The sequence below is a fragment of the Neobacillus niacini genome, assembly GCF_031456445.1.
In the GTDB taxonomy this organism is placed as follows: domain Bacteria; phylum Bacillota; class Bacilli; order Bacillales; family Cytobacillaceae; genus Neobacillus; species Neobacillus niacini_I.
Window position 1 is genome coordinate 1 of the sequence record NZ_JAVDUQ010000051.1, and the last position, 23345, is coordinate 23345.

The window sequence follows — 23345 nt, forward strand, 5'->3', positions numbered from 1 at the left end:
TTTTGCACTTTTACCTTCCACTTCCCTCTTTTTACCTTCCACTTCCTATTAAAACTGCTAAACACCCATGTATTTCTCTCAAAACAGGTCTATTCCCAAAAGACAATTACCATTTTCAGTAAAATCCCACTCCACATGATCCATGGGACCGACGTATTTTAATTTTACCCACCAGTTTTTCCACTTTACCTTCCACTTTTGCACTTTTTTATCTTCCAAAAACGTTTATAATTGTTAAATAAAACCTTAATCTATTAATAGAATCTCAACCTACTAAACTTAGAAATTTAAATATTACGTTTAGGAGTTTATGTGATGGCCAAAGACATGCTCGAACAATTAGAAATAAACAATCAATGTTACCAATCACTTTTTAAACATAATGCCAACATGGTCTTCTCCTTTGATTTAGATGGCAACATCTCCAACTGTAACCCTGCTTGTAAAAAGGTTACCGGTTATAGTAAGGAAGAACTAATCATGTCGATGAATTTTAACACCATTATGGTCCCTGAAAAACGAGAAGAAGCAATCCATCATTTTGAGCAATGTAAAATGGGAGAACCACAATACTTTCGAACTTCTATCTTTCATAAAAATAGTTCAGTGATTCATTTACATGTTACAATCGTTCCCATTGTCGTAAAGGGCCAAATCAATGGTGTTTTCGGAATTTCACAGGATATTACCAATCAAGTAAAAATAGAAAAAAACTATGAACATATGGCCTATCATGACTACTTAACAGGCCTACCAAACCGAAATAAATTAAATTCATGCATCCCTAATGAATTGATTAGGGCGGCAGAAAAGAAACAAAATATTGCCGTATTATTTATGGACCTTGACCGCTTCAAAGTAATCAACGATACCCTTGGTCATCATACAGGGGACCAATTATTAAAAGCAGTAGCCTCACGTGTAAAGTCAACATTAGATGATAAAGACATCGTTTTTAGACAAGGTGGCGATGAATTTATTGTCCTTTTAAATAACGCTGATCGAAATGTGGCTGCAACGGTTAGTAGAAGAATACTAGACGCTCTTGCTTCTCCCTTTAAAATTCATAATTACGATATTTTTACTAGCCCAAGCATCGGAATCAGTTTATTCCCGGAAGATGGAGAGACAGTGGAAAGCTTAATCAACCATGCTGATTTTGCGATGTATCAAGCAAAAAAGGATGGAAAAAATAATTTTAAATTTTATTCCATGAATAACCACGAAACAGATCTCAATCCGTTGAAATTAGAAATGTACCTTCATACAGCCATCCAACAGGAGGAGCTATCCCTTCACTATCAGCCGAAGGTGAGTTTAAAAACGGGGAAAGTAGTAGGAGTTGAAGCTTTAATCCGTTGGAATCATCCTGAACTAGGCATGGTTCCACCTGGAACCTTTATTCCCGTTGCCGAAGAAACGGGGTTAATTATTCCGATTGGCGAGTGGGCACTCTATACCGCCTGTAAACAGAATAAAGAATGGCAACAGAAAGGATTCTTAACAACCGTATCTGTCAACTTATCAGCAAAGCAGTTTACTCAATCTAATTTGGAGGAAACCATTGCAAAAATTCTACTAGATACGAAGTTGGAACCAAAATATTTAGAATTAGAAATTACGGAGAGCATGACAGCGAATATCGAACGGACGATAGCCACTTTACAAAAACTAAAGAAGCTTGGGGTCCATATTAGCATTGATGATTTTGGAACTGGATTTAGTTCTTTAAATTATTTACAAAAGTTTCCGGTGAATACCTTAAAGATTGACCAGTCATTTGTTCGACAACTGCAAAATAATCCCAATGACGAAACAATTGTAAAAACCATCATTTCCATGGCGCATAATTTAAATTTGAGTGTGGTGGCGGAAGGAATCGAAACAAAAGAACAACTGATCTTCTTACAGCAGCATCTATGTGATGAGGGGCAAGGGTTCCTCTTTACTCAACCACTATCTGCAAATGAATTAGAGAATTCCCTTTTAGAAATTCAAAAGGTAGTGAAGGATTGCGGAATCTCTCAAGATACCAATGAACGTAAGTGGGCCGAAGAATTAGTGCGTATGGCTAAAAAGGAATTAAATGAAACAATCCGTTTACAGCAAGGAATGATTTTTAAATTTAAAAAAATAAACGGTCATTTTATTCGCACCTTATGTGATGGAGAATTATTGTATCGTTTAGGCCTTATTCCTAGCCTTGTAGTAGGGAAACAATTAATTGAATTTTTCCCTGAAAGAATCGCCAAAGAAATAGAGTTGTGCTACGAGCGGGCCTGGAATGGAGAAGAATGTGTTACCTATGAAGCAGAAGTGAATGGAATTTCCTATCTCGCTGCATTAAGCCCGATTAAACGCGGCGGGGAAGTAGTGGAGGTCATTGGTTCCTGTATTGATATTACCGATCGAAAGAATGCGGAAAGAGCACTGATGGAAAGTGAAAAGAACTACCGGTTGATTGCCGAAAACATGTCGGATTTACTTATTTTATTTGATCTTAACGGAAAAGGGATCTATGCATCACCGTCTCATGCAACCGTATTAGGTTATTCTCCAGAGTTTTTTGAAGGGAACAATACCCTTCACCTGGTTCATCCCGAAGATGTTCTCCTGATCCAAAGCCAATTTGAAGAAATTATCAAGACCGAAGCTGTTTCCAAGGCGGAGGCTCGCTTATTACATGCTAATGGCGACTGGAAATTATTCGATTTAACAGGGACACCAGTGATGGGCGAAAATGGGGTAGTAGAGCATATCATGGTAGTCGGAAAAGATATTACAGAGAAAAGACAAGCAGAGGAACTTTTATGGAAGTCAGAGAAACTATCATTAGTTGGGGAGTTAGCTGCAGGAGTCGCGCATGAGATCAGAAATCCGCTCACCTCTATTAAAGGGTTTATCCAACTATTCCAACAGGGACCAATAAAAGAAGAATACTATAACGTGATTTTGACGGAATTTGATCGGATTGAGGATATTATCAAGGAATTTCTTTCCCTTGCAAAACCACAAGAAATTCAACTGAAACAAGTCAATATCTCTACCTTGATAAAAGAGGTAGAAACCTTACTAGAATCCGAGGCTCATCTGAAAGGGATCGAATTTTCCACCGAAATGGAACCGGAGCTTCCTTCCATCATGTGTGACGCGAATCAAATCAAACAAGTCTTAATTAATTTATGTAAAAATAGTATTGAAGCTTTGGATATAAACAGAAAAGGGATCATCAACATCACGGTTCGAATCGAAGATCTAAAAAATATTCTTATTCAGGTTCGTGATAACGGTGTGGGAATTAGCGAAGAACGGATCAAGAGACTTGGAGAACCCTTTTTTAGTAACAAGGAAAAAGGAACGGGATTAGGTTTAATGTTATGTATGAGGATTATCAGACAGCATAAAGGAACGATCACATTCGAAAGTATAGAAAGTCAGGGTACATCTGTTATCGTTAGGTTACCACTAAAGTAATGAATCCACAGGAATCCACAGGGACGGTTCTCTTGGTCTATTTTATTCATTTCTTGGACTAAAAAAGCCGGCAGAACCGTCCCCATGGTCTTTCTTATTGTTTTTTCAATTCTTTAACAATCTCATTAATGCGTTTTTCCACTTCATAAAGGTTTTTCTGCATCCGTTCACGCCGACTGGTCAAGACCTGCAATTCCTGTTTCAATTCCTCTGTTTTGGTCATAATTTCCCCTCCGGATTATAATATATCATATCTCTTGCTTCAAGATAAATTCCTTTTACAACCTCTAACATATCCTCATTTGGATCTGATAATTCATTTTCCAAAACCATAAGATATTGTGAATAATACTTATTGGAAAAAGCAATCAAAAGGGCGGACCTTTTTCCTGCTGGGAAATTTAAAAGTTAGGGCTTCAGGAGAGTCCGAACCAAAAAACCTTTCAACATCAAATGTTGACTCGACACCAATCTTATCGTAATTTTCCTTGATCCATGAATCAGCATTTTTTCTGCCGAAGTCACGCAAGTAAAGGAGATAATCCCATGTAACATTCAATTTGCTTGAACCATTTAAATTGTTCAAACCTTCACCTGTATGAATAAAGTGAATATTGACTTTCTCTAATTGACCATCGTAATCAAATCCATGATCAACAAGACTATTTAACGAATGGATGCCGCGTATTTCACGCATTAAACTAGAGTTAAAACCGATGTCGGTGGCACGATCAACAATGTTATGAGCATTTGTCGGCAGCTTGGGGAAATTGGTCGGGTTAATTTGAACCACCATTAAATCATTACAATCATGCTCCCATAGCAGTGGGAAGAGAGAAGGATTCCCTACATAGCCACCATCCCAGTAATGCTCTCCATTGATCTCAACAGCTTTAAAGATTTGTGGCAAACAGGCTGAGGCTAAGACGGTATCAACTGTAATTTCATCGGTATCAAACACTTTAACTTGTGAGGTCCTTACATTTGTAGCAGATAAGAAAAGCTTTATTTTCTGATTGTTACGGACCTTCTCAAAATCAATCGTATCATTCAGTGTATTCTTAAGCGGGTTAAAATCGAAAGGATTGAGCTGATAAGGAGAGAGAAAGGAAGTAATGATTCCCCATGATTGATAGAGTGGGTTGAAGTCCATATTTCCAGGACTCACCATTTTATCCAACCATGTCGGTTGAAAAGGAGAAAACATTCCCGATTCAGCATTTTTACGCCAAAATAAGTCAAGCTTCTCTCGCGCCGTTTCCCTGTTTCCGATCGTCAATCCATAGGCTAATACGGTTGCGTTAACCGCCCCTGCACTCGTCCCTGATACAGCCACAATTTCCAAGTTTTCTTCTTCAAGCAATCGATCGAGAACTCCCCATGTAAATGCTCCATGCGCCCCTCCGCCCTGTAAGGCTAAGAGAATCTTCTTTTTTTCCATCTATTTTCTCCTTTAGCTATATAAATTTTTATAAAGGCTCTTGCTCCTTTACTTTTAACTATAAGTTATGACACCCTTTAATCCAATTTCAATTATATTCCCCCTTAAAATGATCACTATTACTAAAAATTTGCCACGCTGAATTAACAAACCTTATTCTTTTACATTTCTATTTCTCGATTGTCCATATTAATTCCTTCTCTAACTAAATTTCCCTTTAGCCAATCAAAAAAGCCGATTTCCAAGCGGAATCGACTTAAAAAATATGTATCACAAAGGCACTCTTCACTATAAGTGAAAACCTTCACAATTTTCCTCTATAAAATGTTTTTTTATATCATACTGTTCTAAAGCAACTAAAAATAACTTCCTTTTAAACAATTCCTGTTCTAAAAACTTTAAATTTTGATCACATTTATTTAGTATTGCGATTACATACCCCTCTACGATCTTTTCATCACTTTGTTTCCCCCATTCAATCTCTGTCTCTTTTTCACAAGCAAGAGAAAACACAATATAGGCCTCCTAAAATATCTACTATTTTAGGCAACTCAGCCATCATAGTTAAAAACCTTAGACCTGGAGCTTTGCGTCCCACCCTTTCGAATGGTTTGCCTTTTTCTATTAAAAGTATAAAATTACTAAGTTAATTTTATTACATTTATTTCAAATATTACAAAATAAAAATCCAGAAATCTCGACATTTAATGAAAAATATGGAAAAGGTGTATTTTTCCCATAACAAAACATCCCTCTAATGAAACCTCTGTGCACGAATTTACTCATTCTCAAATAGTGACCTATCTTTGGTGGTGGATACCTGCTCGTCCACGCAGTTTTTCCTTTCAAACTTCAGTAAATACTACCAGAAATTTATTTTTCCACACCCTGTCCTTTTCTTCGATTTTTTTATATATAGAAGGCGTAAGGAGGAGGTGATAACAATGGCACAAGCGCGATTAGCAGCTACTAAGCTTCGCATCATATTCGAAACCGGCGTGGATGGAGAAGGGAATCCGATTTTAAAAGCAAAGAGCTTCAATAATATCAAAAAAGAAGCTACAGCGGACCAACTCTATCAAGCTGCACAGGCCATCTTTGTATTGTGTAATGATACGCTTAACCGGGTCGAGAGAACAGACAGTTCAGATTTACTAGCCTAATAAAAGGCTCAATATTGAGGGTGGGAGGTGATAGAATTGGCTAAAACATTGGAATTACAATTTGTGACGGCTGCTGGTAAAGTTGCCCGCATTACCATTGATAATCCGAAGGAACCGATTGATGAAGCCATTGTGAAACAATCAATGGATCAAATCGTAAGCTCCGGTGCTTTCTATACCGGAAGCGGCGATCTTGTTTCGGCAAAGGGAGCAAGAGTAGTAGAGCGCAATGTGACAGATTATGAGCTTGTATAAGATGGCGTGGGCCGGCTTCTTCGTGAAGCCGGTCTCTTTACTATCATGAAAGGAGGTAGCTGAAAAGGGAGCAGATTATTTCGATCATTAGTGAAGTCGGTTTTCCGATCGTTGTGACACTCTATTTGCTTTATCGGACCTAAGGCAAGGTTTCCAAAAATCAAACTAATTCATTATTTTGTTTAATACTTTTTCTTCGCCATCTTTAGTATAGGATTCTAGAACAATCTTATTTTCAGCATTTTTATAATTTTTACTGAAACCATCCAATTTTTACTTCCTGATAGGTTCGCCATAAAAGGCTTTGATGCAATAAATTTAGATTGACGCAAACTATCTGAAGACCACTTTCTCTGGTTTTCCCAGGATTTGGTCTCCATACAACTTAGAAAGAAAACTCGCCAATATGCGGCGAGTTTTTGCGTTATAATATACCAATCACTATGTCTAAACGTTTATCATTTCGGCTTTAAATTTCAGAAAAGCACCTCAAAATGGAACCCTTTAATTAGCAAAGGCTATTTTCGCATAGATTGTTGTTTTTCGTATAAGTTCATCAACCCGTATAACTATATGCTTCGTGGCATCTTTTCGTATGAATATTTGCGGAAATTGCCTACAAACTTAGTAAATGAACCTTATTAAGCTCCAAAAGCAACAAAGTTTACGAAAAGAGCCTTAGCAAAATAGGACTAAATGATAGATTGAGTTTCTCTTAAAGATAGAATTTCAATGTCTGTACAATAAAAGTGTAGTGTATCTTCTTCGTAGTCTATCACTTCATATGTCTTATTTTCCCAACCTCTATCCCTTATATCATACATCTCGATTGACATTTGATGATAGATCCCCCCACTTTCAAAATGGATATTAGTAGGGTTGTGGAACCGAAAGCAAGCAATATATTGTTTTTCTTTATCCTTAATAATAAAATCAATGTCGAGCAAACAATTGACATCAAAAGACCTATTTTGAAAGTTCAGCGCGAATCCAACCATAAACTCTATATTTTTTATTGAAAAATCTTTTATTTTATCCGTTATAAGGCTAATGTTTTTGATCAATTTGAATCACTCCTCATTTCAACTCCTGATGGATCCCTTTTTTTTAAAAAAGTCAAATTCCATTTATAAAATGGACGGGTACTTACCTTAGTGGAATGGTTCCCCTTAACCTGCTTTAACGTTGCTACGATAAGAAAGCTGACAATCACTAGTAAGACCCATGAACTCACCTTTCCGAGATGGACGAGACTCCATGCAACCCTTTGGTTTGGATATTCCCACGCTCCAAAGAACGTTGCGATATTTTCGGCTATCCATATAAAAAATCCGATGAGCACAAATGATAGGGCGAGTGGCATACGGTAACGAGTTCCATTCACCTCGTATGTGACCCACGATGGCCAAAAGACGATCATGACCAGTCCAGATAACCAAAAGCGGACGTCCATCCAATAATGGTGGGTGAAAAAATTCAAATAAATCGCAGATGCAAGAGGGACAACGACCAGAAAGGGCGGCCACCTAACCAATTCAACCTTTAACCTCCTCCATGCCTGGCAAAGATAACTCGCTACACTTGCGTACATAAATCCGCTATACAATGGCACTCCAAAAATTTTGAAATATCCTTCCTCCGGATAAGACCAGGAGCCCATATGTACCTTGAAAAGTTCAAGAGCAAGCCCAATCAGGTGAAACAATGTGATCACCTTTAGTTCATCCCGTGTTTCAAGCCTCGAACGCACCATCCACCACTGCATCAGAAGGCAGATGATCAGCAGCCAATCATACCGTGGCAAGAAGGGAAGCGGCATGATTTTTGTAAGAGCCAAAGAGGCAAAAATAACGACAGGAAACAAACAGGATAAGGCCTGCTCCCAACCAAAACGAACGATTTGTTTAAAGGCTCTCGTGATCTGATTTTTCGGGGACACAGGGATCCACACCTCTCATTCGTCTTCATCACTTCGGTATTCTAAAATATCACCAGGCTGGCAATCTAAAGCCTTACATATCGCTTCTAATGTTGAAAACCGAACCGCTTTTGCTTTCCCATTTTTCAGAATGGAAAGGTTCGCCATCGTAATCCCAACTTTCTCCGAAAGCTCCGTTACGCTCATTTTTCGCTTCGCTAACATCACATCAATATTGATAATAATCGCCATATCCTCCACCTCAGACCGTTAAATCATTTTCCGATTTTATATCAATCGCTTCTTTTAAAAGCCTTTGGAGAACAGCAGCAAAGACTGCGATAACTATGGAAGCAAAAGGGACCACAAATCCGACAAAGATGACACCTGGAGCGTCATCTTTCTCCGCAAAGAGATAAAAGAGTGGCAAGACAAGCACATGCAAGGCACTGATTGTGATGGCACAGTGTTTGATTTTCTTTAAAGCTGTTACAGAAAGTTGCGAGAAAGCTTGGTTTTTGTCAATATAGCGTAGAAGTTTGAAAGCCTGATACAAAGCAAAGTAAAAAGGGATCACCGATGCATAAAAAACGGTGAAAACGAAATATTTAATAGCAGCAATCGCTGGAAGCAATTTTGCTGCAATATTCCCGATCTCAGGCACCAAAAAGATGCACAAAGCAAGAACGGGGATTCCGATAAGAATAACCGTTATCTTTAAAAAGAGTGTGGATCCTTGTTTCATAAAAAGCACCTCACTTCATTATCTTCAACTTGATTTTAAAATATATTTTATCGTTTTTCAATAAAAAATTATTGAATTTAATTTTATTTTTACTGTTTTATAAAAAAATACGCAAAAATAAAAAGCATTCTTCATGACAAAGAAATGCTTTATTGCTATTTTTTATTCGGGCTAGTCTACTTCAAAATGGTCAATAAATTGTGTTGATATCATTAAAATTTGTATCGATATCCGCAAAATAAGTGTTGATATATTCCCAATTTATGTTTGATATAGCGCAAAAATGTGTAAATACTAGCTTTACAGTCCCATTTTTCAAGAAAATCAATAAGCTATTTTCTATAAAAAAGTTAAAAATCTATTATTCCAAAGATTCTCATGATGCTCAATGATGGTTTTAGCTCCTAGAAGGTCACTGTTAAGCGTAGTAGTTAACCCTTTTTTCATAAATAATGTATATCCCAATCCATGAGCCATTCGAATCGTTGTATCAACACAATATTCGGTTTGTGCGCCACAAATTTCAATTTTATTTATATTTAATTTTCTTAGATGTTCATTCAAATCCGTCTTGTAAAATGAGTTTGCATGTGTTTTGTTGATATAGATATCGGTGTCTTTCGCATCTAGTCCCGGAAATAGTTTCCATTCTGGAGAATGAAGAACCAGATCCTCATCATGATGTTGAACAAAAATGATAGGGTTGTTTCTTTCTCTAAATAAACGAATTCTTTGATTTACCCCATTTAATACATTCGCTAAGTTATAAAGTGGAACATTTTCAGGCTGAACACCCTTTTGCAAGTCAATAATTAATAAGGCTGTATTTTCCATCATGATTATTCTCCTCATACCTTTTTTCACCATTAACGATATCATAAAATTTTCCTTTTGTTGATTTTTCTTTAAGCATTTTTTGTTTCGCAATGGTTATCATTCATCTTAAGGAGATGGAAAGTTTTCATTTATTGTTCAAAAAATGTTCATATTTACTCGGTATCATAAATATCAGGTAAACGAACCAATACCTAGAGAAGGAGGAGATCCAGCCCATAGCGCTGGATTTTTTTGTACCCTCATACTTATAAATGAATCCGCGGATTTTAATATAATAAATCATATAAAAAATAGGTGAAAATACACTAGTTTTGGATCGATAAAAACCAATTTAGAAGGGAGAGCACGTTATGAAAGCATGGATAAAAATACTTATCACATTCGATGTTCTAATTATTTTGGGTGTAATAGCAGGCGAAATTTTTTATTAAAGTTCCACGAAGTTCCACGGGAGTTCCACGGGTTCCACGGGGACGGTTCTCTTGGTCTATTTTCTCAATTCCTAGACCAAAAAAAGCCAACAGAACCGTCCCCAAGGTCTTTGTTATAGAAAATTTTTAATTCATACTTTACAGATAGGAATTGTGAGGTTACAATACAATTAATCCATTAAAAAATTTTAGTCAGGCCGAATATTAAAAGTGTTTTAGTCAAAGGGAAATTTTTGTAAAACAAAAGGAGTGGTTCTGATGAGAAATAATGATGAGAAAAAGCGACAAAAAATGATTAATAAACTTATTTTTTTAAACGTATATAACAAAGAAGATCAACAGCTTTATGCGTTGCCATTATCGAAATTAAAAGATGAATATAGGAGATATAAATTGCAAAGCCATCCGCATGGTGAGTTTGGCTCCATTCAATGGGTATAAAATTCCACAGGACGGTTTTCATGGTTTTTTAGAAGAATGCCAGTATAACCGTCCCCATGGTTTTTCTTCGACCCAACCTCCTAAAAACCGATCCAATCAAACGTTTGATTAAAACCTCCACAAACCCTTTTGGAAAACGAACATTATCCTGTTTCCGAGGAAATATTTTGTCGATTATTTCGTTTAGCTTTTCCCGATTTATCTCCCAAACTCTCAAAAAATGACATTACGTCACAAAATAGTATAAGTTGCTACAAACTGGTCATCTACACAAACGTTTGATTAGAAACGGAGCAAATCCTTCTAATATATAGGTCTTTAAAAAGAACTTTGCAAGAAAATTGTCGAGATCTTGGAAAAATTGCACTTGACTCGTGAACCTTATCACTTCTATTAAGTTTCATTTATTAAGTCATTTCGTATACCAACGAACAAAAAGCCGCAAGAACCGTCCCCTTGGTTTCTTGCCAGTGAAGGTCTGACCACAATATTTAATTAGTCCTTCTAAAACGGAATATTTTTGTTTATAATGAATATATAATAAAAAAGAGAAGTGCGTTAACACTTCTCCATGCAACTGCTATCGCAAGGGTGGTAGTTGTCAATGTAATTTGTTTTTTTGAGAACCACCCTTTTGCTTGCGACGGCGGGTGGTTTTCTTGTTTTCTAGAATGTTTTTCCGAAGGAAATAAGCGACTACTTCACGTATCATTCCCTTCAGAACTTCTCGCAGAATTTCAAGAATTGTTTCCATGATTATCACCTCCTTTCCTACTGAGGAAAGAAGAGTGACAACCCACCACCCTAACAATATTCAGTTGCAACTCCATTCTACCACTTTCAAGAACTACTATATCCTATCAATCTTCGACAAAATTCGAAGCAACCATATCAAAAAGTTTTTATTCTATTTCCATACCTTCCTCATGGTGAGTTGGCTCCATTCAATGGGTATAAAATAGATTTGCACGCCAAAAGACCCCGTAAATTGCCTAAGACTGTTTGGTGTTTCTGCACCTACGGTCTTTTTCTATTTTGCCAACAATGTTTTATATGTAGTGATGATAATCCTTCAAGAAAATACCATGATAAACTATTCTGTTTGTAGTCCTGCATTTATACTCAATAAAAAATAAAATACTGTTTATCCAACCTGAAGAAACCCGGTTGTGCTAACACAACCGGGCAATTTTAGGCCATTCTTCTTTTCTTTCCACAAGTTTTACACTCATCTGTATAATAGTTGTATTTATGAAATTTACGGAACTTACAAAGAATCCTAAATAATTTTTTCATGTTCGATTACTCCTTAGCTGCTTTAAAACTTATACAGCTAATCATAAAGGAACATCATTATCGAACCATTACATTTAAATTAAGAACAATTACAATACCATTAAATTAAAGTTATAAGGCTTTTTTAAAACATCTTCTTAACGATTAAAATATTTAGCAATCGTACTTTTTAATTGGTTTGGATCAATAATGATCTCGGAATTGTTTGCCTTTAGGATGTCGTCATACATCGTTTGTCCTACACCCGTTAGTTGTTTGTAGTTTAATTGTTTGTTAGGATCAAAGTCTTTCATGGCAAGGCCTAAGCTGACCATATCCGATGTTGACATATTCGTACCAACCATATATTTAGAAACAGAATGAACCAGTGTAGGCATTTTTGAGATATTGCTAGGTTGTAAAGCTTGCTTGGCTATCCCTTTTAGTGCTTCCATTTGAAGCTGCTGACGCCCATAATCCCCATTGGCAAGGGAATGGCGTTCGCGGGAAAGCGATAATACCGTTTTTCCGTCCAAGAAATGAGAACCGGCAGTCACCATTTGATTCCCCATTTTCACATCCATTGGCACATTCATTTCGATTCCGCCCAGTGCATCAATCATTGATTGAAGACCTTCAAAATTGGTTTCAACATAGTAATTAATCGGGACACCGGTAAAATCACTGATGGCTTTTACAGCCCCTTCCATCCCTTGCTTAGGACCTTTATTGGCTTGTAAAATATACTGAACACTTGTGAGTTTCGTATACCCATAGCCATCTAAATGAACACGAGTATCCCGTGGAATGCTTACTGCATTGATTTGATTTTTATCCAAATCGACATGGGCAAGGAGCATGCTGTCCGTATGACCAATTTTTTGACCCGGTCTTGCATCAGAACCCATGATTAAAATATTAAAATTCGTTCCGGTTGAATTGCTTGGTTGTGTTTGTTTTTCTGTTGTCCCCGCGTTCACAACGGGAATGTTTTTAAAGTGATTCTTTGGTTGAAGTTGATAGTACGCATAGCCAACTGCTACAATGGCAACCACGATGATCCCTAGAAGAGAATAGCCAAAAACTTTCCATTTGCTTCTTTTTTTCTTACTTCTTCTACTCATAAATTCCTCCGCTATGATTTAAGTCATTTCTACTATTTTCGCACGATTACACGTTAAAATATTATCACCATATGAAATTCTTGTCACTTAGTACATAAAACCAATTGCCTGCTTTTAAAATCTCCACTCATGGTCCAAGAGACGGTTCTCATGTTTTTCTAGTAATTACCAGCAAAACCGTCCCCATTAGTCCTAATCTAAATATAAAAAGTGCCGATATTATATAGGATGAAAGGATTATTTCCTGAAGTTTTAAAATTCCGAATAGAAAATTAACAAATGATACAGGTGATGGGTGATGAAATGTTCCGAGAATTCTTCATTAACACAATGATATTAATTACATTTCTTTTTGTAGGGCATCAAATTTATTTTTTTTCTTATTCCAATTTACACTCAAAATTTATTTCAAAATGGCTCTATGGCTTAGGGTATGGCGTATTAGGAATCGCTTTAATGTATTTTTCCATACAAGTGAATGATACAACAAAAATCGATCTAAGGTATGTCGTCATTGTCCTTTCTGCCTTACATGGGGGATTTGCTACTTCCCTTTCAGCATCGATTGTAATAGCCCTGGGGCGAATTTTACTTTTTGGAATTAACACCTCGTCCATTGCTGGAGTGATTTCAGCTTTACTTGTTGGATTTTTACTTGGGATGATTTCAAAATACCTAAGACAAAACCATTGGAAAAATTGGCTGATCCTTCAACTGATTTCCTTGTTCGTTTCCAGTATCTTCCTAACCTATCTTTTAAAAAATACAGATTTGTTATGGGAGACGTTAACCTATTTCTGGGGCTTTTCCCTGCTTGTCAGTGTGATTTCTAACTATTTGTTAATATTTATTTTTAAGTCATCGAACGATTCTATCGATTTAATCAAGAGACAATATGAATTAATAGAAAGTAAGGCAAAATTATCGGTTACGCTTGATAGTATTGGAGATGGCGTAATTACTACAGATATTAATGGAAAAATCACGTATATGAATCCAATTGCTGAAACCTTGACTGGATGGCTACAAGAAGAATCATTAGGAAAAGACCATCAAGAGATCTTAAACATCATAAATGAATATTCACGGGGAATGGTAGAAAGCCCGATTACAAAGGCATTAGCTCAAAAACGTGTGGTTGGCCTTGATAAGGATACCCTGCTAATTACCAAGAAGGGAACAGAGTTGCCAATCGATGATAGCGCTTCACCGATTATTGATCATCAGGGAAAGATCATAGGAGCTGTTATGGTATTTCGTGATCTATTTGAAATAAAAAAATACGAAGAACAAATAAGATATTACGCTTTTCACGACACCCTTACAGAGCTTCCGAACCGTCGCTTATTTTATGAAAAAATAACGACTGCAATGGCTAACTCTCAACGTAATTCTCAACCTATGGCCCTACTGTTTATAGATTTAGACCATTTTAAATTCATTAACGATTCTCTGGGGCATGATATCGGTGATTTATTAATTAAAGAAGTGTCATCTCGTTTAGTTGCCTGTGTTAGAGAAAAAGATATTGTTACCCGGTTAGGTGGCGATGAATTTACCATCATCCTAGAAAATATTTCGAAAGAAGAGTTGGAACAAATCGCTAAAAGAGTGATTCAATCCTTATCAGCATCCTATATGTTGAAAGGAAACGAATTATTCATTACTCCGAGTATTGGGATTAGCACCGCTCCAGAAGACGGAACGGATGTGGACACCATGATCAAAAATGCGGATACGGCCATGTATTATGTGAAGATGAATGGAAAAAATAATTACTTTTATTTTAACAAAGAGATGAATCAACAAATAAATCGAAAAATGATGATTGATAAGGGATTACGTAAAGCCATCGAAAAAAATGAATTTATCCTCTATTATCAGCCAAAAGTGGAATTGGGCACTGGTAAGATTATCGGTGTGGAGGCATTAATAAGATGGATGCATCCTGAAATGGGGATGGTTCCTCCTAGTGAATTCATTTCCATTGCGGAAGAAACAGGACAAATCAAGGCGATTGGAAAATGGGTGTTACACACTGCCTGCAAGCAAGGGCAGGAATGGGTAGAAAAAGGATTTCCTCCCTTACGGATTGCCGTGAATGTTTCGTTACAACAATTAATGCAAGACGACTTTATACATAATGTCGAAGAGACTTTACATGAAACCGGTTTTAATCCTGAAAACCTGGAAATGGAAATAACAGAAAGTGTCATGCAAAGTGGTGAATACACCATAAAGGTGCTCCACAAGCTCAAAGAAATGGGAATCTATATTTCCATAGACGATTTTGGAACGGGCTATTCCTCTCTGAGTTACTTGAAACGCCTGCCGCTCAATGCATTAAAAATTGATAAGTCCTTTGTGGATGACATCCAAATTGACCAAACGGATTCTGACATCGTCAAAACCATCATTGCTTTAGCGAAAACCTTGAAACTTAAATGCATAGCAGAGGGAGTAGAAACAGCAGATCAATCTCATTTTTTAAAGGAAAATGGGTGTCATGAGGTTCAGGGCTACTACATCAGTAAACCGATCCATGTAAAGGAATTTGAAAAATTAATCGCGTAGTTCCATGGGGACGGTTCTCCTGGCTTTGCTGAAAAAGATGCCCGCATGTTTTCTTTGTAAATCCCCTAATTCGTCCAGGAAGAGAACTCCGTGAGTGAATAGGTTTTTCTAACTATAAGACTATGCTACTATGGTTTTATGGAATTTGTTACAAATGAATTAGGTCTAATGGAGGATTATCATGAAAAATTACAGCTTTCTGGCGCCATTAATCGCTGTGTCGTTCCCTTATTTTTTGTTTGAGGCTTTTCACTCAGGCTTATTTAAGGATTCAATGTTTATGATGCCGAGAGGGCACTTTTATATTGTGAGTCTAATCTCCATACTCTCTAGTATCATTGCTTTTGCGGTAGGGATCGCTGGAAACCGAATCCGGAATATTAAAGTTAGTTTTCTATCAATATCTTTTCTGTCACTCGGACTCGTGTTTTCAATTCACGGGCTATCCACTCCACATTTCATCCTTGGAAACACCCAATTGCCTGGTATCGCTGCCCAATTAAGCATGATGCTTGCAACAGTCTGGCTATGGTTGTCATCCTTGCCGTCGGACAACTTACTTGTCGTATTTCTTGCAAAGAAACAGCGTCTGTTAGTCCCTATTTGGGCCGTTGCATTACTTATCTTTTGCACAATCGGAATGGTGAATTCACATATTGAACATCTTACTCTGTTCAATGGAAAACCTTTAAACGTTATTTTGACAATCTTAATCCTATTGTTTAATGGCATGACGATTTATCGTTATTATCAGTCTTACAGATTTACACGATTTCCTTTACAAATAGCCATTGTCTATAGTACAGGTTGGATCATGGTCTCACAATTGATTATGATGAGAGGATTATTATGGAGTTTCAGTTGGTGGATCTATCATTTCTTATTACTAGCTTCCATGATTGTTATGATGATAGGTTTGGTCAAACAATACGCCGTAAAAGGGACATTTACAGAATCGATTCGATCCTTGTTTACCACAGACCCGTTTGAACGAATTACGAATAGCATCGCACCGAGCGTTAAAGCGCTAGTGTCAGCTACAGAAAAGAAGGATATCTACACAGCAGGGCATACCTTTAGAGTAACCATGTATGCTTTAAAGCTTGCAGAAGAACTTCATCTAAAGCCCGAGCAACTCCGCGCTATTGTCCAAGGAGGACTTGTGCATGATGTGGGAAAAATACGTGTTCCTGATGCTGTATTAAATAAGCCAGGGAAATTAATGCCTGAAGAAAGGGCAGTAATCGAAAAGCATCCGGTAGAAGGCTATAAAATGTGCAGAGGACTCGGGTTCCTGAAGGATGAATTGAGCATTGTCCGTTCGCACCATGAAAAATGGGATGGAAGTGGATATCCAGATAAATTACAAGGGGAGGACATTCCTTTCTTTGCTAGAATCGTCGCAGTTGCAGATGTTTATGATGCCCTGACCTCGGAACGAGCATACCGAAAAGCGTGGACACATTCGGAGGCCATGAAGTACATAATAGCAAACAGAGGAACTCATTTTGATCCCCAATGTGTCGACGCATGGGAGCAGCTTTGCAAACGAAATCCATCTGTTTATCAATATCCTTCTGAATCTATCCAAAACGAAGCAACCATACAGAGACTTTCTTCATTTTAAGTTCCAGGGGGGTTCCAGGGGGACGGTTCTCCTGGCTTCACAAAACCGTCCCCCTGGTCAGCTTTATGCTTTCGAGATAAGTGTCCGTGAAACACCTAAAATTCTTGCTACTTGACGTTGCGACAGGCCTTTGACTCCTTTTGTTTTCTTAAGTATTTCACTCCTTTCGTTCCTAGGCAAACTCTTTACTTGGGCAATTTCTATTCCATTTAGGAGCTCCTTAATCACTTTCCTTGCTTCCTCATCCGTGAATTTTCTTTCACTTCCCAGATCTTCAAGACACTGGTCCTGATTAACCGTTTCATTAAATTCTCTAAATTTCGCTTTGGCCAGTATATGATCCCCTGAAACCTTCCCCAAAATGAATTCTGAATCCAGCAGTTTCATTACATCCTTGTCTGCATTGTAATAATACTGGCAGCTGCTCCATCTCCATTCATCCACTCGTTTAACCATTCCTGCTTTTAATGGATTTTGATGAATATATCTGACCACGGTTAATAAGTAAAGATCATTTTCTACATTCTCACTCTTGAACCTATCCTGAAAAAGATGTCCACATGTTCCGTACTTTTGGTTATAACAGTAGACAAAACTGACACCGATTCGTTTCATGGTAATCGATAAATCCTCATCTCCTTCTCGGATTAGAAGGTGAAGATGATTACTCATCAAACACCATCCGTAAATCATCATGTTGGTTTTTAGCTTATTTTTATGTAAGAGATCAAGAAAGGTCTGGCAATCTTCATCGTCATGGAAGATTTCCTGTCTATTGGCACCTCTCAACATAATATGGTAGATTCCACTACCACTCTTTACTCTTGCTTTACGAGGCATCTTCATCACCACCAGAAACCATAGATTCTTTTATGTTAGAATACATCCGCCAGATCACTAATCATTCCATTCACTGCTCTCCCCTGCCTGTGTTTGTTAAGATGCATTTTCTATTGACCATTTTATTTTTCTTAAAATTAGAGCCTCATCCGAATGAATTTCTCTCCCTTTAAGTTTGCAATCGTTCTTGCCAAGCGAATAATTTTCAATCCTGCCTTGGAGATCTTTGCAGTAATTGCCCCTAAGGGCGGTGATTGTTACGGTTTAGCAGCTCCTATAAAAATCAGTGGCGATTCCCCTTTGTCAGTAGAGACCTTGGAGGTTATGGATAGATGTTAGGGGTAAAAAGCGATGAGCACTTACGATGGTCAAATATTCTCTATTTCATAGAGTCAAATTTTAGAATTGGAAAAACGAATAGAATTGGTGAATTGCGTTGAAAAAGATAAAAAGGACAAGTAGTCTGTTTGGAGGGTAATCACAAGAGGAAATCCTAAGCAAAAAAGGAGCGAACAATTTCTATCAAACCTATCATACACCAGCTTTTAATCATTTTCCACAGGGACAGTTCTCTTGGTCTATTTTATTCATTTCTTGGAACAAAAAAGCCGGGAGAACCGTCCCCATGGTTCCCCAGACTAAATTTGGATAAAAATTTGATTTAACATTAATAGTAAAAATGTTACAATTTAGTATATAATTTCATTGAAAATCTGAAAAAGGCAAACTTATTAAAAGATAAGGACGCAAAGTCTCAGATCTAAGGTAAACACTAAGATGGCTGGACTACCGGATTGATATTCAAAGGAGAGGGATCGTTTGAGTATTAAGTCCATATTTTGTTTATTTTATAGGAATCATAAAGTTGACTATTACACCGGCAAATGTATTAGATGTGGTAAGAAAATTAGAGCCCGGTAATTCGGGCTCTCCACAGGGACGGTTCTCTTGGTCTATTTTATTCATTTCATGGGTAAAAAAGCCGAAAGAACCGTCCCCATGGTCACCCCTCTGGTCCCTCAAAGAGTAAGCTTAACCGCTATAAACACTATCACATGTTCCAGCTTTTGGTTCATAAAAACAATGTTGTTTAAATTGACCGGATTGAGGTTGATCGTACCATGTTGGAGGGCATGGAGCATGTGGATTAAAATACCAAAGGGCATATTTCGCTGGGTGGTCTCTCCAATAATCCAAATTCTGTTTTGCTAATCTTCTTTCAGCAGTTCTTGATCTTTGATAAAATACATTCCCTTTTTGAACGGCTTCAAAGGAAAAATTTCCTCCTTGTACTTGAAAAATAACTTGGGGAACTGTTCTTAAACCTTTAAAATCTAAACAATCTGCTGCAAGACGATTCACAATTACATTTCCAACATATAACATTCCCTGTTTTCCTTCACCTTCGGCTTCTGCTCTCATCATCCTTGCCATTACGTCAACGTCTGAGCTTCGGTAATTTACTCTTGGCATTTTTCCACCCCCAAAATATAGTATGAAAAAAAGCCTTCATTGATGTCATTATTTATAGAATAAGAATTCTTAGTTTTTAAAGCGTACCTTAAGTAAAATTATTGCATTCTTTTTATACCTTCATTCAACAATACTGCCCCAATTTTCGCACCTGTTCATTACATAAAAATACATCATAAATTTCTTTTAACTTAGATCATCTGAGCGTTGTTTGTTTTTCTTCCGACAGTAATCAAGGAGCGATCCATTACCCGTCTCCTGAAAATCCAACACAGCAGCCTCTCCTTATCCATTCGTACTACTTTTTCAATTCTCCAAATCCTGCTGCCACAGTTCGACATAATAGCAATTTCTGCAGCAATTGTTTCTTCAATCCACATATGCCTTGGTCCTGCATCAATACGTGCTTGATGGAAATGATTCGTCATGTGGCAATAAGCATGGAGAAGAAAAGGAACAAACTACGAACAAAGGTTATATTAAACTACCACTATATGGTATGTGTTCAGACCTGATTACTTATTGAACATTTTCACTTAATGCCAGTAGAACCGTCCCCATGGTCCCCACTATACCAAAAAGGAATTATGCCGATAAATAACTTATAAATATTATTATGGTATTGTAATAAATTTCCATTAGGGAGATGTCATCTTTGAAACTACATAGCTTTAACTTTAGTTTAAAAATTAAAATTATTATTTCCTTTTTCGTTATTCTTGTTATTCCATCAGTAATAATTGGAATTCTAGGCTTTAAAAGTGCTGAGACGGAAGTGAAAAATCAAATATTGCATATGGCTTCTACTAATATTGATTTACTCAATTCTTCCATCGATAATTTTATAAGTCCAAAATTTGATGATGCTGATTTTTACGCTGGTATTATCAATTCTAAAGCGTATAAGGGGGAAGACAGTCCAGAAATAAGAAGGCTTTTTGACAAATATGCCTCCATTCATCCAGAAGTAGAAAATATATATGTTGGAACAAATAAAGGGTTAATGATTGAATCTCCAAGAAAGCAGCTTCCGAGCGATTACGATCCCAGAAGAAGAGGCTGGTACCAACAAGCATTGCAAAGTCCTGGAAAAGTTATTATTACTCCCCCTTATATTGCCGCTTCCACGGGGAAAATGACGGTTACCATTGCTAAAACAGTAGATGATCATTCAGGGGTAATTGGAATTGATTTGGGTCTTGATTCTATAAGTAAATTGACAAGCAGTATAAAGATCAGTGAAAGTGGGTACGCCTTCCTTCTGAGCCAGGATCGGCAATTTATTGTCCACCCTACTCAAAAAGTTGGGACAGAAGCAAAAGATTCACTTTATGATAAAATCTACCAAGGGAATAGCGGTGAATTTCTATACAATTTCAATGGCCAGAAAAAAGAAATGGCATTTACAACGAATAAATTAACAGGTTGGAAATTAGCAGGAACCATGCTTTTAACAGATGCAACGAATGCAGCAAAACCTATCTTCAATCAAACACTATTAGTTGTCGTTATTTCCATAATTATTGGCGGGATATTCATTTTTCTTTTGGCAGGAGCGATAATCAAACCAATCAGAAACTTGAAAGATAAAGTGTTGAAAGTGAGCAATGGGGATTTAACAGAACAGATTGAAGTCCAATCTAACGATGAAATTGGCGAATTAAGCAAAGCATTTAATGACATGCAAAAAAGCTTGCGTGATCTCATTGAAAATATTGAAGTGAGCGCCGAACAGGTTGCCTCTCATACCGTACAGTTAGCAGCTAGTGCAGAGCAAACTAGTATTGCTACTGTTGAGGTAACGAGAGTGATTCAAGAAGTAGCAAACGGTGCTGAGACCCAGACCAACGGGTTAGATAAAAATGTAAAATTCCTAGAAGAAACTTCAATAGGAATCATTCAAATAGTGGACAGTTCTGGCATGGTTACAGAACTGGCAGTAAAAACATCTGAACAAGCTGAAGAAGGCGAGAAGTCTGTTCATCGTACAATGGACAAGATGAACACTATTTATGACTCCGTTGCAAAATCAAATCATATGATCAAATCTTTAAACGACCGCTCTATCGAAATTGGCACCATCTTAGACCTTATCAGCGGGATTGCTGATCAAACGAATTTATTAGCTTTAAATGCTGCGATTGAGGCTGCAAGAGCAGGTGAACATGGAGAGGGATTTGCTGTAGTGGCGGACGAAGTGCGTAAATTGGCTGAGCAATCACAAATCTCTGCAAAACAAATAACTAAACTAATTAAGGGAATACAAAGTGATACAAATCAATCTGTTCAAATGATGGCTAAAGTGACAGAAGAGGTCCAAGATGGGATTAAAGTGTCAACTGAAACCATTCAAAAGTTTGATCAAATCGTAAGAAGTACAAGAGAAATGACTCCTCAAATGGAGGAAATATCAGCTACTGTACAACAAATATCTACTGGCATACAAGAAGTGACCGTAACTGCAAATCAACTGGCAAGGATTGCAAGAGACAATGCTTCGATCTCTGAAGAAGTGGCCGCATCCACTCAAGAACAGCAAGCAGCAATTGAAGAAGTTTCAGCTTCAGTCATATCTCTTTCTAACATGGCAGAGGATTTAAAATTATTAATAAACAAATTTACTTTTTAGATTCCACGTGATTCCACGGGTGATTCCACGGGGACGGTTCTCTTGGTCCAAAAAAGCCGGGAGAACCGTCCCCATGGTCTGGTCCCGCCTGCCAATCTGCAGTATCTTGACAGCAATCATGAAAAATCGACAGTTTCCTGCGCTTTCCTTTTCAATCAAACGTTTGATTAAAGCTGGTCAAAGCCCTTTGGAAAACGAACATTGTTCAGTTTCCGAGGAAATTTTTTGTCGGTAAAATTTGTTCTGTTCTCTCGATCAATCTCCCAAACTATCGAAAATGACTTTATCTCTAAAAATTGTACCAGTTTCGACAAAACGGGCTTCTACACAAACGTTTGATTAGAAACCGAACAATACCTTTTAATAACTAGGTTTCTTAACGAAAACTTGCAAAAAAGTTGTCGAAACTTGAACGAAACCGCAAGAAAAACAACACCTATCCAACAATGTTTCTCGAGGGAAAACTTTGTAACTTTCAAGGCGTGGCGTAATTTCCATCCAAAATATCTAATGGTCTTAAAAAGGAGAAATTCTTTTGGGATCTAATGAGACCTTTGGAGAATTAATTAAGAGATTAAGAAATAGGAAGTACTAATCCAAGAAGAACTGGCTGATTATTGCCATGTAAGCTGGAAGCATATGAGTGAGCTTGAATATGATAAAGCGGTACCAACCTATGATTTGACTTGTACATTAGCGATTATGACAAGGACTCCGAGGATCATTCCCTTGAAATCATTGTCTCGAAAATCTTAATGGATTAGTGGAACAATCAAGGTGAACTACAACGAGAATACGGCTATTTTAGCCATTATAAACCTGACAACTCCCACCGCTAAAGCAGTTTAGCACCTTATCTTTCTAAAGAAAAAGTTTGTACTAAAACACAGGTGTATATTCTCCAAGAACATTAACGGACGTATGGGAATAAGCCAGATAGGCAACAAAGCCGGAGCGAAACAAGTGGAAAGCGTCGCCAATAAGCCCGATAGGCGACAAAGCTGGATCGAAACGAGTGAAAAGTGTCGCCAATAAGCTTGATAGGCGACAGAATCAGGGCGAAACAAGTGGAAAGTGTCGCCAATAAGCCCGATAGGC

General features: G+C 37.3%; 22 protein-coding genes and 2 riboswitches. Of the genes, 8 read left to right on the plus strand and 14 right to left on the minus strand.

What is annotated here, in order from left to right; all coding sequences use genetic code 11:
* The first annotated feature begins 315 nt into the window (after positions 1-315).
* Positions 316-3474, plus strand: a complete 3159-nt coding sequence (locus J2Y67_RS25750) for an EAL domain-containing protein (RefSeq protein WP_310178737.1) — start codon at positions 316-318, stop codon at positions 3472-3474.
* A 94-nt stretch (positions 3475-3568) separates the two neighbouring features.
* On the opposite strand, the gene J2Y67_RS25755 is transcribed toward J2Y67_RS25750, so the two are convergent.
* The 3 genes from J2Y67_RS25755 to J2Y67_RS25765 all read right to left on the minus strand — a co-directional run bounded on the left by J2Y67_RS25755 (position 3569) and on the right by J2Y67_RS25765 (position 5428).
* On the minus strand, positions 3569-3697 hold the full coding sequence (locus J2Y67_RS25755; RefSeq protein ID WP_310178741.1) for a hypothetical protein: 129 nt from the start codon (positions 3695-3697) through the stop codon (positions 3569-3571).
* A gap of 129 nt (positions 3698-3826) precedes the next feature.
* Positions 3827-4915 carry a patatin-like phospholipase family protein gene (locus J2Y67_RS25760; protein WP_310178744.1) on the minus strand — a complete coding sequence of 363 codons (1089 nt, stop codon included), beginning with the start codon at positions 4913-4915 and terminating at the stop codon, positions 3827-3829.
* Between the two features lie 288 nt (positions 4916-5203).
* A complete protein-coding gene (locus J2Y67_RS25765) occupies positions 5204-5428 on the minus strand; it encodes a hypothetical protein (RefSeq protein WP_310178747.1) in 225 nt (74 codons plus the stop codon).
* A gap of 29 nt (positions 5429-5457) precedes the next feature.
* Positions 5458-5541, minus strand: a riboswitch (cyclic di-GMP riboswitch).
* 318 nt (positions 5542-5859) lie between these two features.
* Here J2Y67_RS25765 and J2Y67_RS25770 point away from each other — a divergent pair.
* The 3 genes from J2Y67_RS25770 (at position 5860) to J2Y67_RS25780 (ending at position 6476) form a co-directional block, all read left to right on the plus strand.
* Complete coding sequence (locus J2Y67_RS25770) at positions 5860-6078, plus strand: DUF1659 domain-containing protein (protein ID WP_310178749.1); 219 nt, start codon at positions 5860-5862, stop codon at positions 6076-6078.
* A 36-nt stretch (positions 6079-6114) separates the two neighbouring features.
* A complete protein-coding gene (locus J2Y67_RS25775) occupies positions 6115-6333 on the plus strand; it encodes a DUF2922 domain-containing protein (protein ID WP_310178751.1) in 219 nt (72 codons plus the stop codon).
* 83 nt (positions 6334-6416) lie between these two features.
* Entirely contained in the window at positions 6417-6476 is a 60-nt protein-coding gene (locus tag J2Y67_RS25780) for a YvrJ family protein (RefSeq protein ID WP_310178788.1), read from the plus strand.
* Positions 6477-7025: 549 nt separating this feature from the next.
* On the opposite strand, the gene J2Y67_RS25785 is transcribed toward J2Y67_RS25780, so the two are convergent.
* The 6 genes from J2Y67_RS25785 to J2Y67_RS25810 all read right to left on the minus strand — a co-directional run bounded on the left by J2Y67_RS25785 (position 7026) and on the right by J2Y67_RS25810 (position 9933).
* Positions 7026-7397, minus strand: a complete 372-nt coding sequence (locus J2Y67_RS25785; protein ID WP_310178754.1) for a hypothetical protein — start codon at positions 7395-7397, stop codon at positions 7026-7028.
* A complete protein-coding gene (locus J2Y67_RS25790; protein ID WP_310178757.1) occupies positions 7394-8272 on the minus strand; it encodes a DUF817 domain-containing protein in 879 nt (292 codons plus the stop codon). Before J2Y67_RS25790 ends, J2Y67_RS25785 begins: the two co-directional genes overlap by 4 nt.
* A gap of 15 nt (positions 8273-8287) precedes the next feature.
* Positions 8288-8503 carry a helix-turn-helix domain-containing protein gene (locus J2Y67_RS25795; RefSeq protein ID WP_310178759.1) on the minus strand — a complete coding sequence of 72 codons (216 nt, stop codon included), beginning with the start codon at positions 8501-8503 and terminating at the stop codon, positions 8288-8290.
* Positions 8504-8513: 10 nt separating this feature from the next.
* Positions 8514-8996, minus strand: coding sequence for a DUF2975 domain-containing protein (locus tag J2Y67_RS25800; protein WP_310178761.1), 483 nt, complete (start codon positions 8994-8996; stop codon positions 8514-8516).
* Positions 8997-9335: 339 nt separating this feature from the next.
* Positions 9336-9830, minus strand: a complete 495-nt coding sequence (locus J2Y67_RS25805; RefSeq protein WP_310178764.1) for a cysteine hydrolase family protein — start codon at positions 9828-9830, stop codon at positions 9336-9338.
* Positions 9802-9933 (minus strand): hypothetical protein, encoded by a 132-nt coding sequence (locus J2Y67_RS25810; RefSeq protein ID WP_310178767.1) that lies wholly within the window; start codon positions 9931-9933, stop codon positions 9802-9804. The genes J2Y67_RS25805 and J2Y67_RS25810 overlap by 29 nt, the downstream gene beginning before the upstream one ends.
* Before the next feature lie 589 nt (positions 9934-10522).
* Here J2Y67_RS25810 and J2Y67_RS25815 point away from each other — a divergent pair.
* A complete protein-coding gene (locus J2Y67_RS25815; protein ID WP_310178770.1) occupies positions 10523-10705 on the plus strand; it encodes a Fur-regulated basic protein FbpA in 183 nt (60 codons plus the stop codon).
* Between the two features lie 601 nt (positions 10706-11306).
* Here J2Y67_RS25815 and J2Y67_RS25820 read toward each other — a convergent pair.
* Positions 11307-11459: a hypothetical protein gene (locus J2Y67_RS25820; RefSeq protein WP_310178771.1), complete on the minus strand. Its 153-nt coding sequence runs from the start codon at positions 11457-11459 to the stop codon at positions 11307-11309.
* Between the two features lie 679 nt (positions 11460-12138).
* A complete protein-coding gene (locus tag J2Y67_RS25825; protein ID WP_310178773.1) occupies positions 12139-13104 on the minus strand; it encodes an LCP family protein in 966 nt (321 codons plus the stop codon).
* A 279-nt stretch (positions 13105-13383) separates the two neighbouring features.
* Between J2Y67_RS25825 and J2Y67_RS25830 the strand changes: the two genes are divergently transcribed.
* Both J2Y67_RS25830 and J2Y67_RS25835 read left to right on the plus strand, forming a co-directional pair.
* Positions 13384-15678, plus strand: coding sequence for a putative bifunctional diguanylate cyclase/phosphodiesterase (locus J2Y67_RS25830; protein WP_310178776.1), 2295 nt, complete (start codon positions 13384-13386; stop codon positions 15676-15678).
* Positions 15679-15859: 181 nt separating this feature from the next.
* Complete coding sequence (locus tag J2Y67_RS25835; protein WP_310178778.1) at positions 15860-17305, plus strand: HD-GYP domain-containing protein; 1446 nt, start codon at positions 15860-15862, stop codon at positions 17303-17305.
* A gap of 63 nt (positions 17306-17368) precedes the next feature.
* On the opposite strand, the gene J2Y67_RS25840 is transcribed toward J2Y67_RS25835, so the two are convergent.
* From J2Y67_RS25840 to J2Y67_RS25850, 3 genes are all read right to left on the minus strand, one after another.
* Entirely contained in the window at positions 17369-18145 is a 777-nt protein-coding gene (locus J2Y67_RS25840; RefSeq protein ID WP_310178779.1) for an REP-associated tyrosine transposase, read from the minus strand.
* A gap of 711 nt (positions 18146-18856) precedes the next feature.
* Positions 18857-18939: riboswitch (cyclic di-GMP riboswitch) on the plus strand.
* A 238-nt stretch (positions 18940-19177) separates the two neighbouring features.
* Positions 19178-19618 (minus strand): cell wall hydrolase, encoded by a 441-nt coding sequence (locus J2Y67_RS25845; protein ID WP_310178781.1) that lies wholly within the window; start codon positions 19616-19618, stop codon positions 19178-19180.
* Positions 19619-19809: 191 nt separating this feature from the next.
* The gene (locus J2Y67_RS25850) at positions 19810-20046 is read right to left on the minus strand and encodes a hypothetical protein (RefSeq protein ID WP_310178783.1); all 237 of its coding nucleotides are present in this window, start codon (positions 20044-20046) and stop codon (positions 19810-19812) included.
* 218 nt (positions 20047-20264) lie between these two features.
* Between J2Y67_RS25850 and J2Y67_RS25855 the strand changes: the two genes are divergently transcribed.
* Positions 20265-22247, plus strand: coding sequence for a methyl-accepting chemotaxis protein (locus J2Y67_RS25855; protein ID WP_310178785.1), 1983 nt, complete (start codon positions 20265-20267; stop codon positions 22245-22247).
* The last annotated feature ends 1098 nt before the right edge of the window (positions 22248-23345 follow it).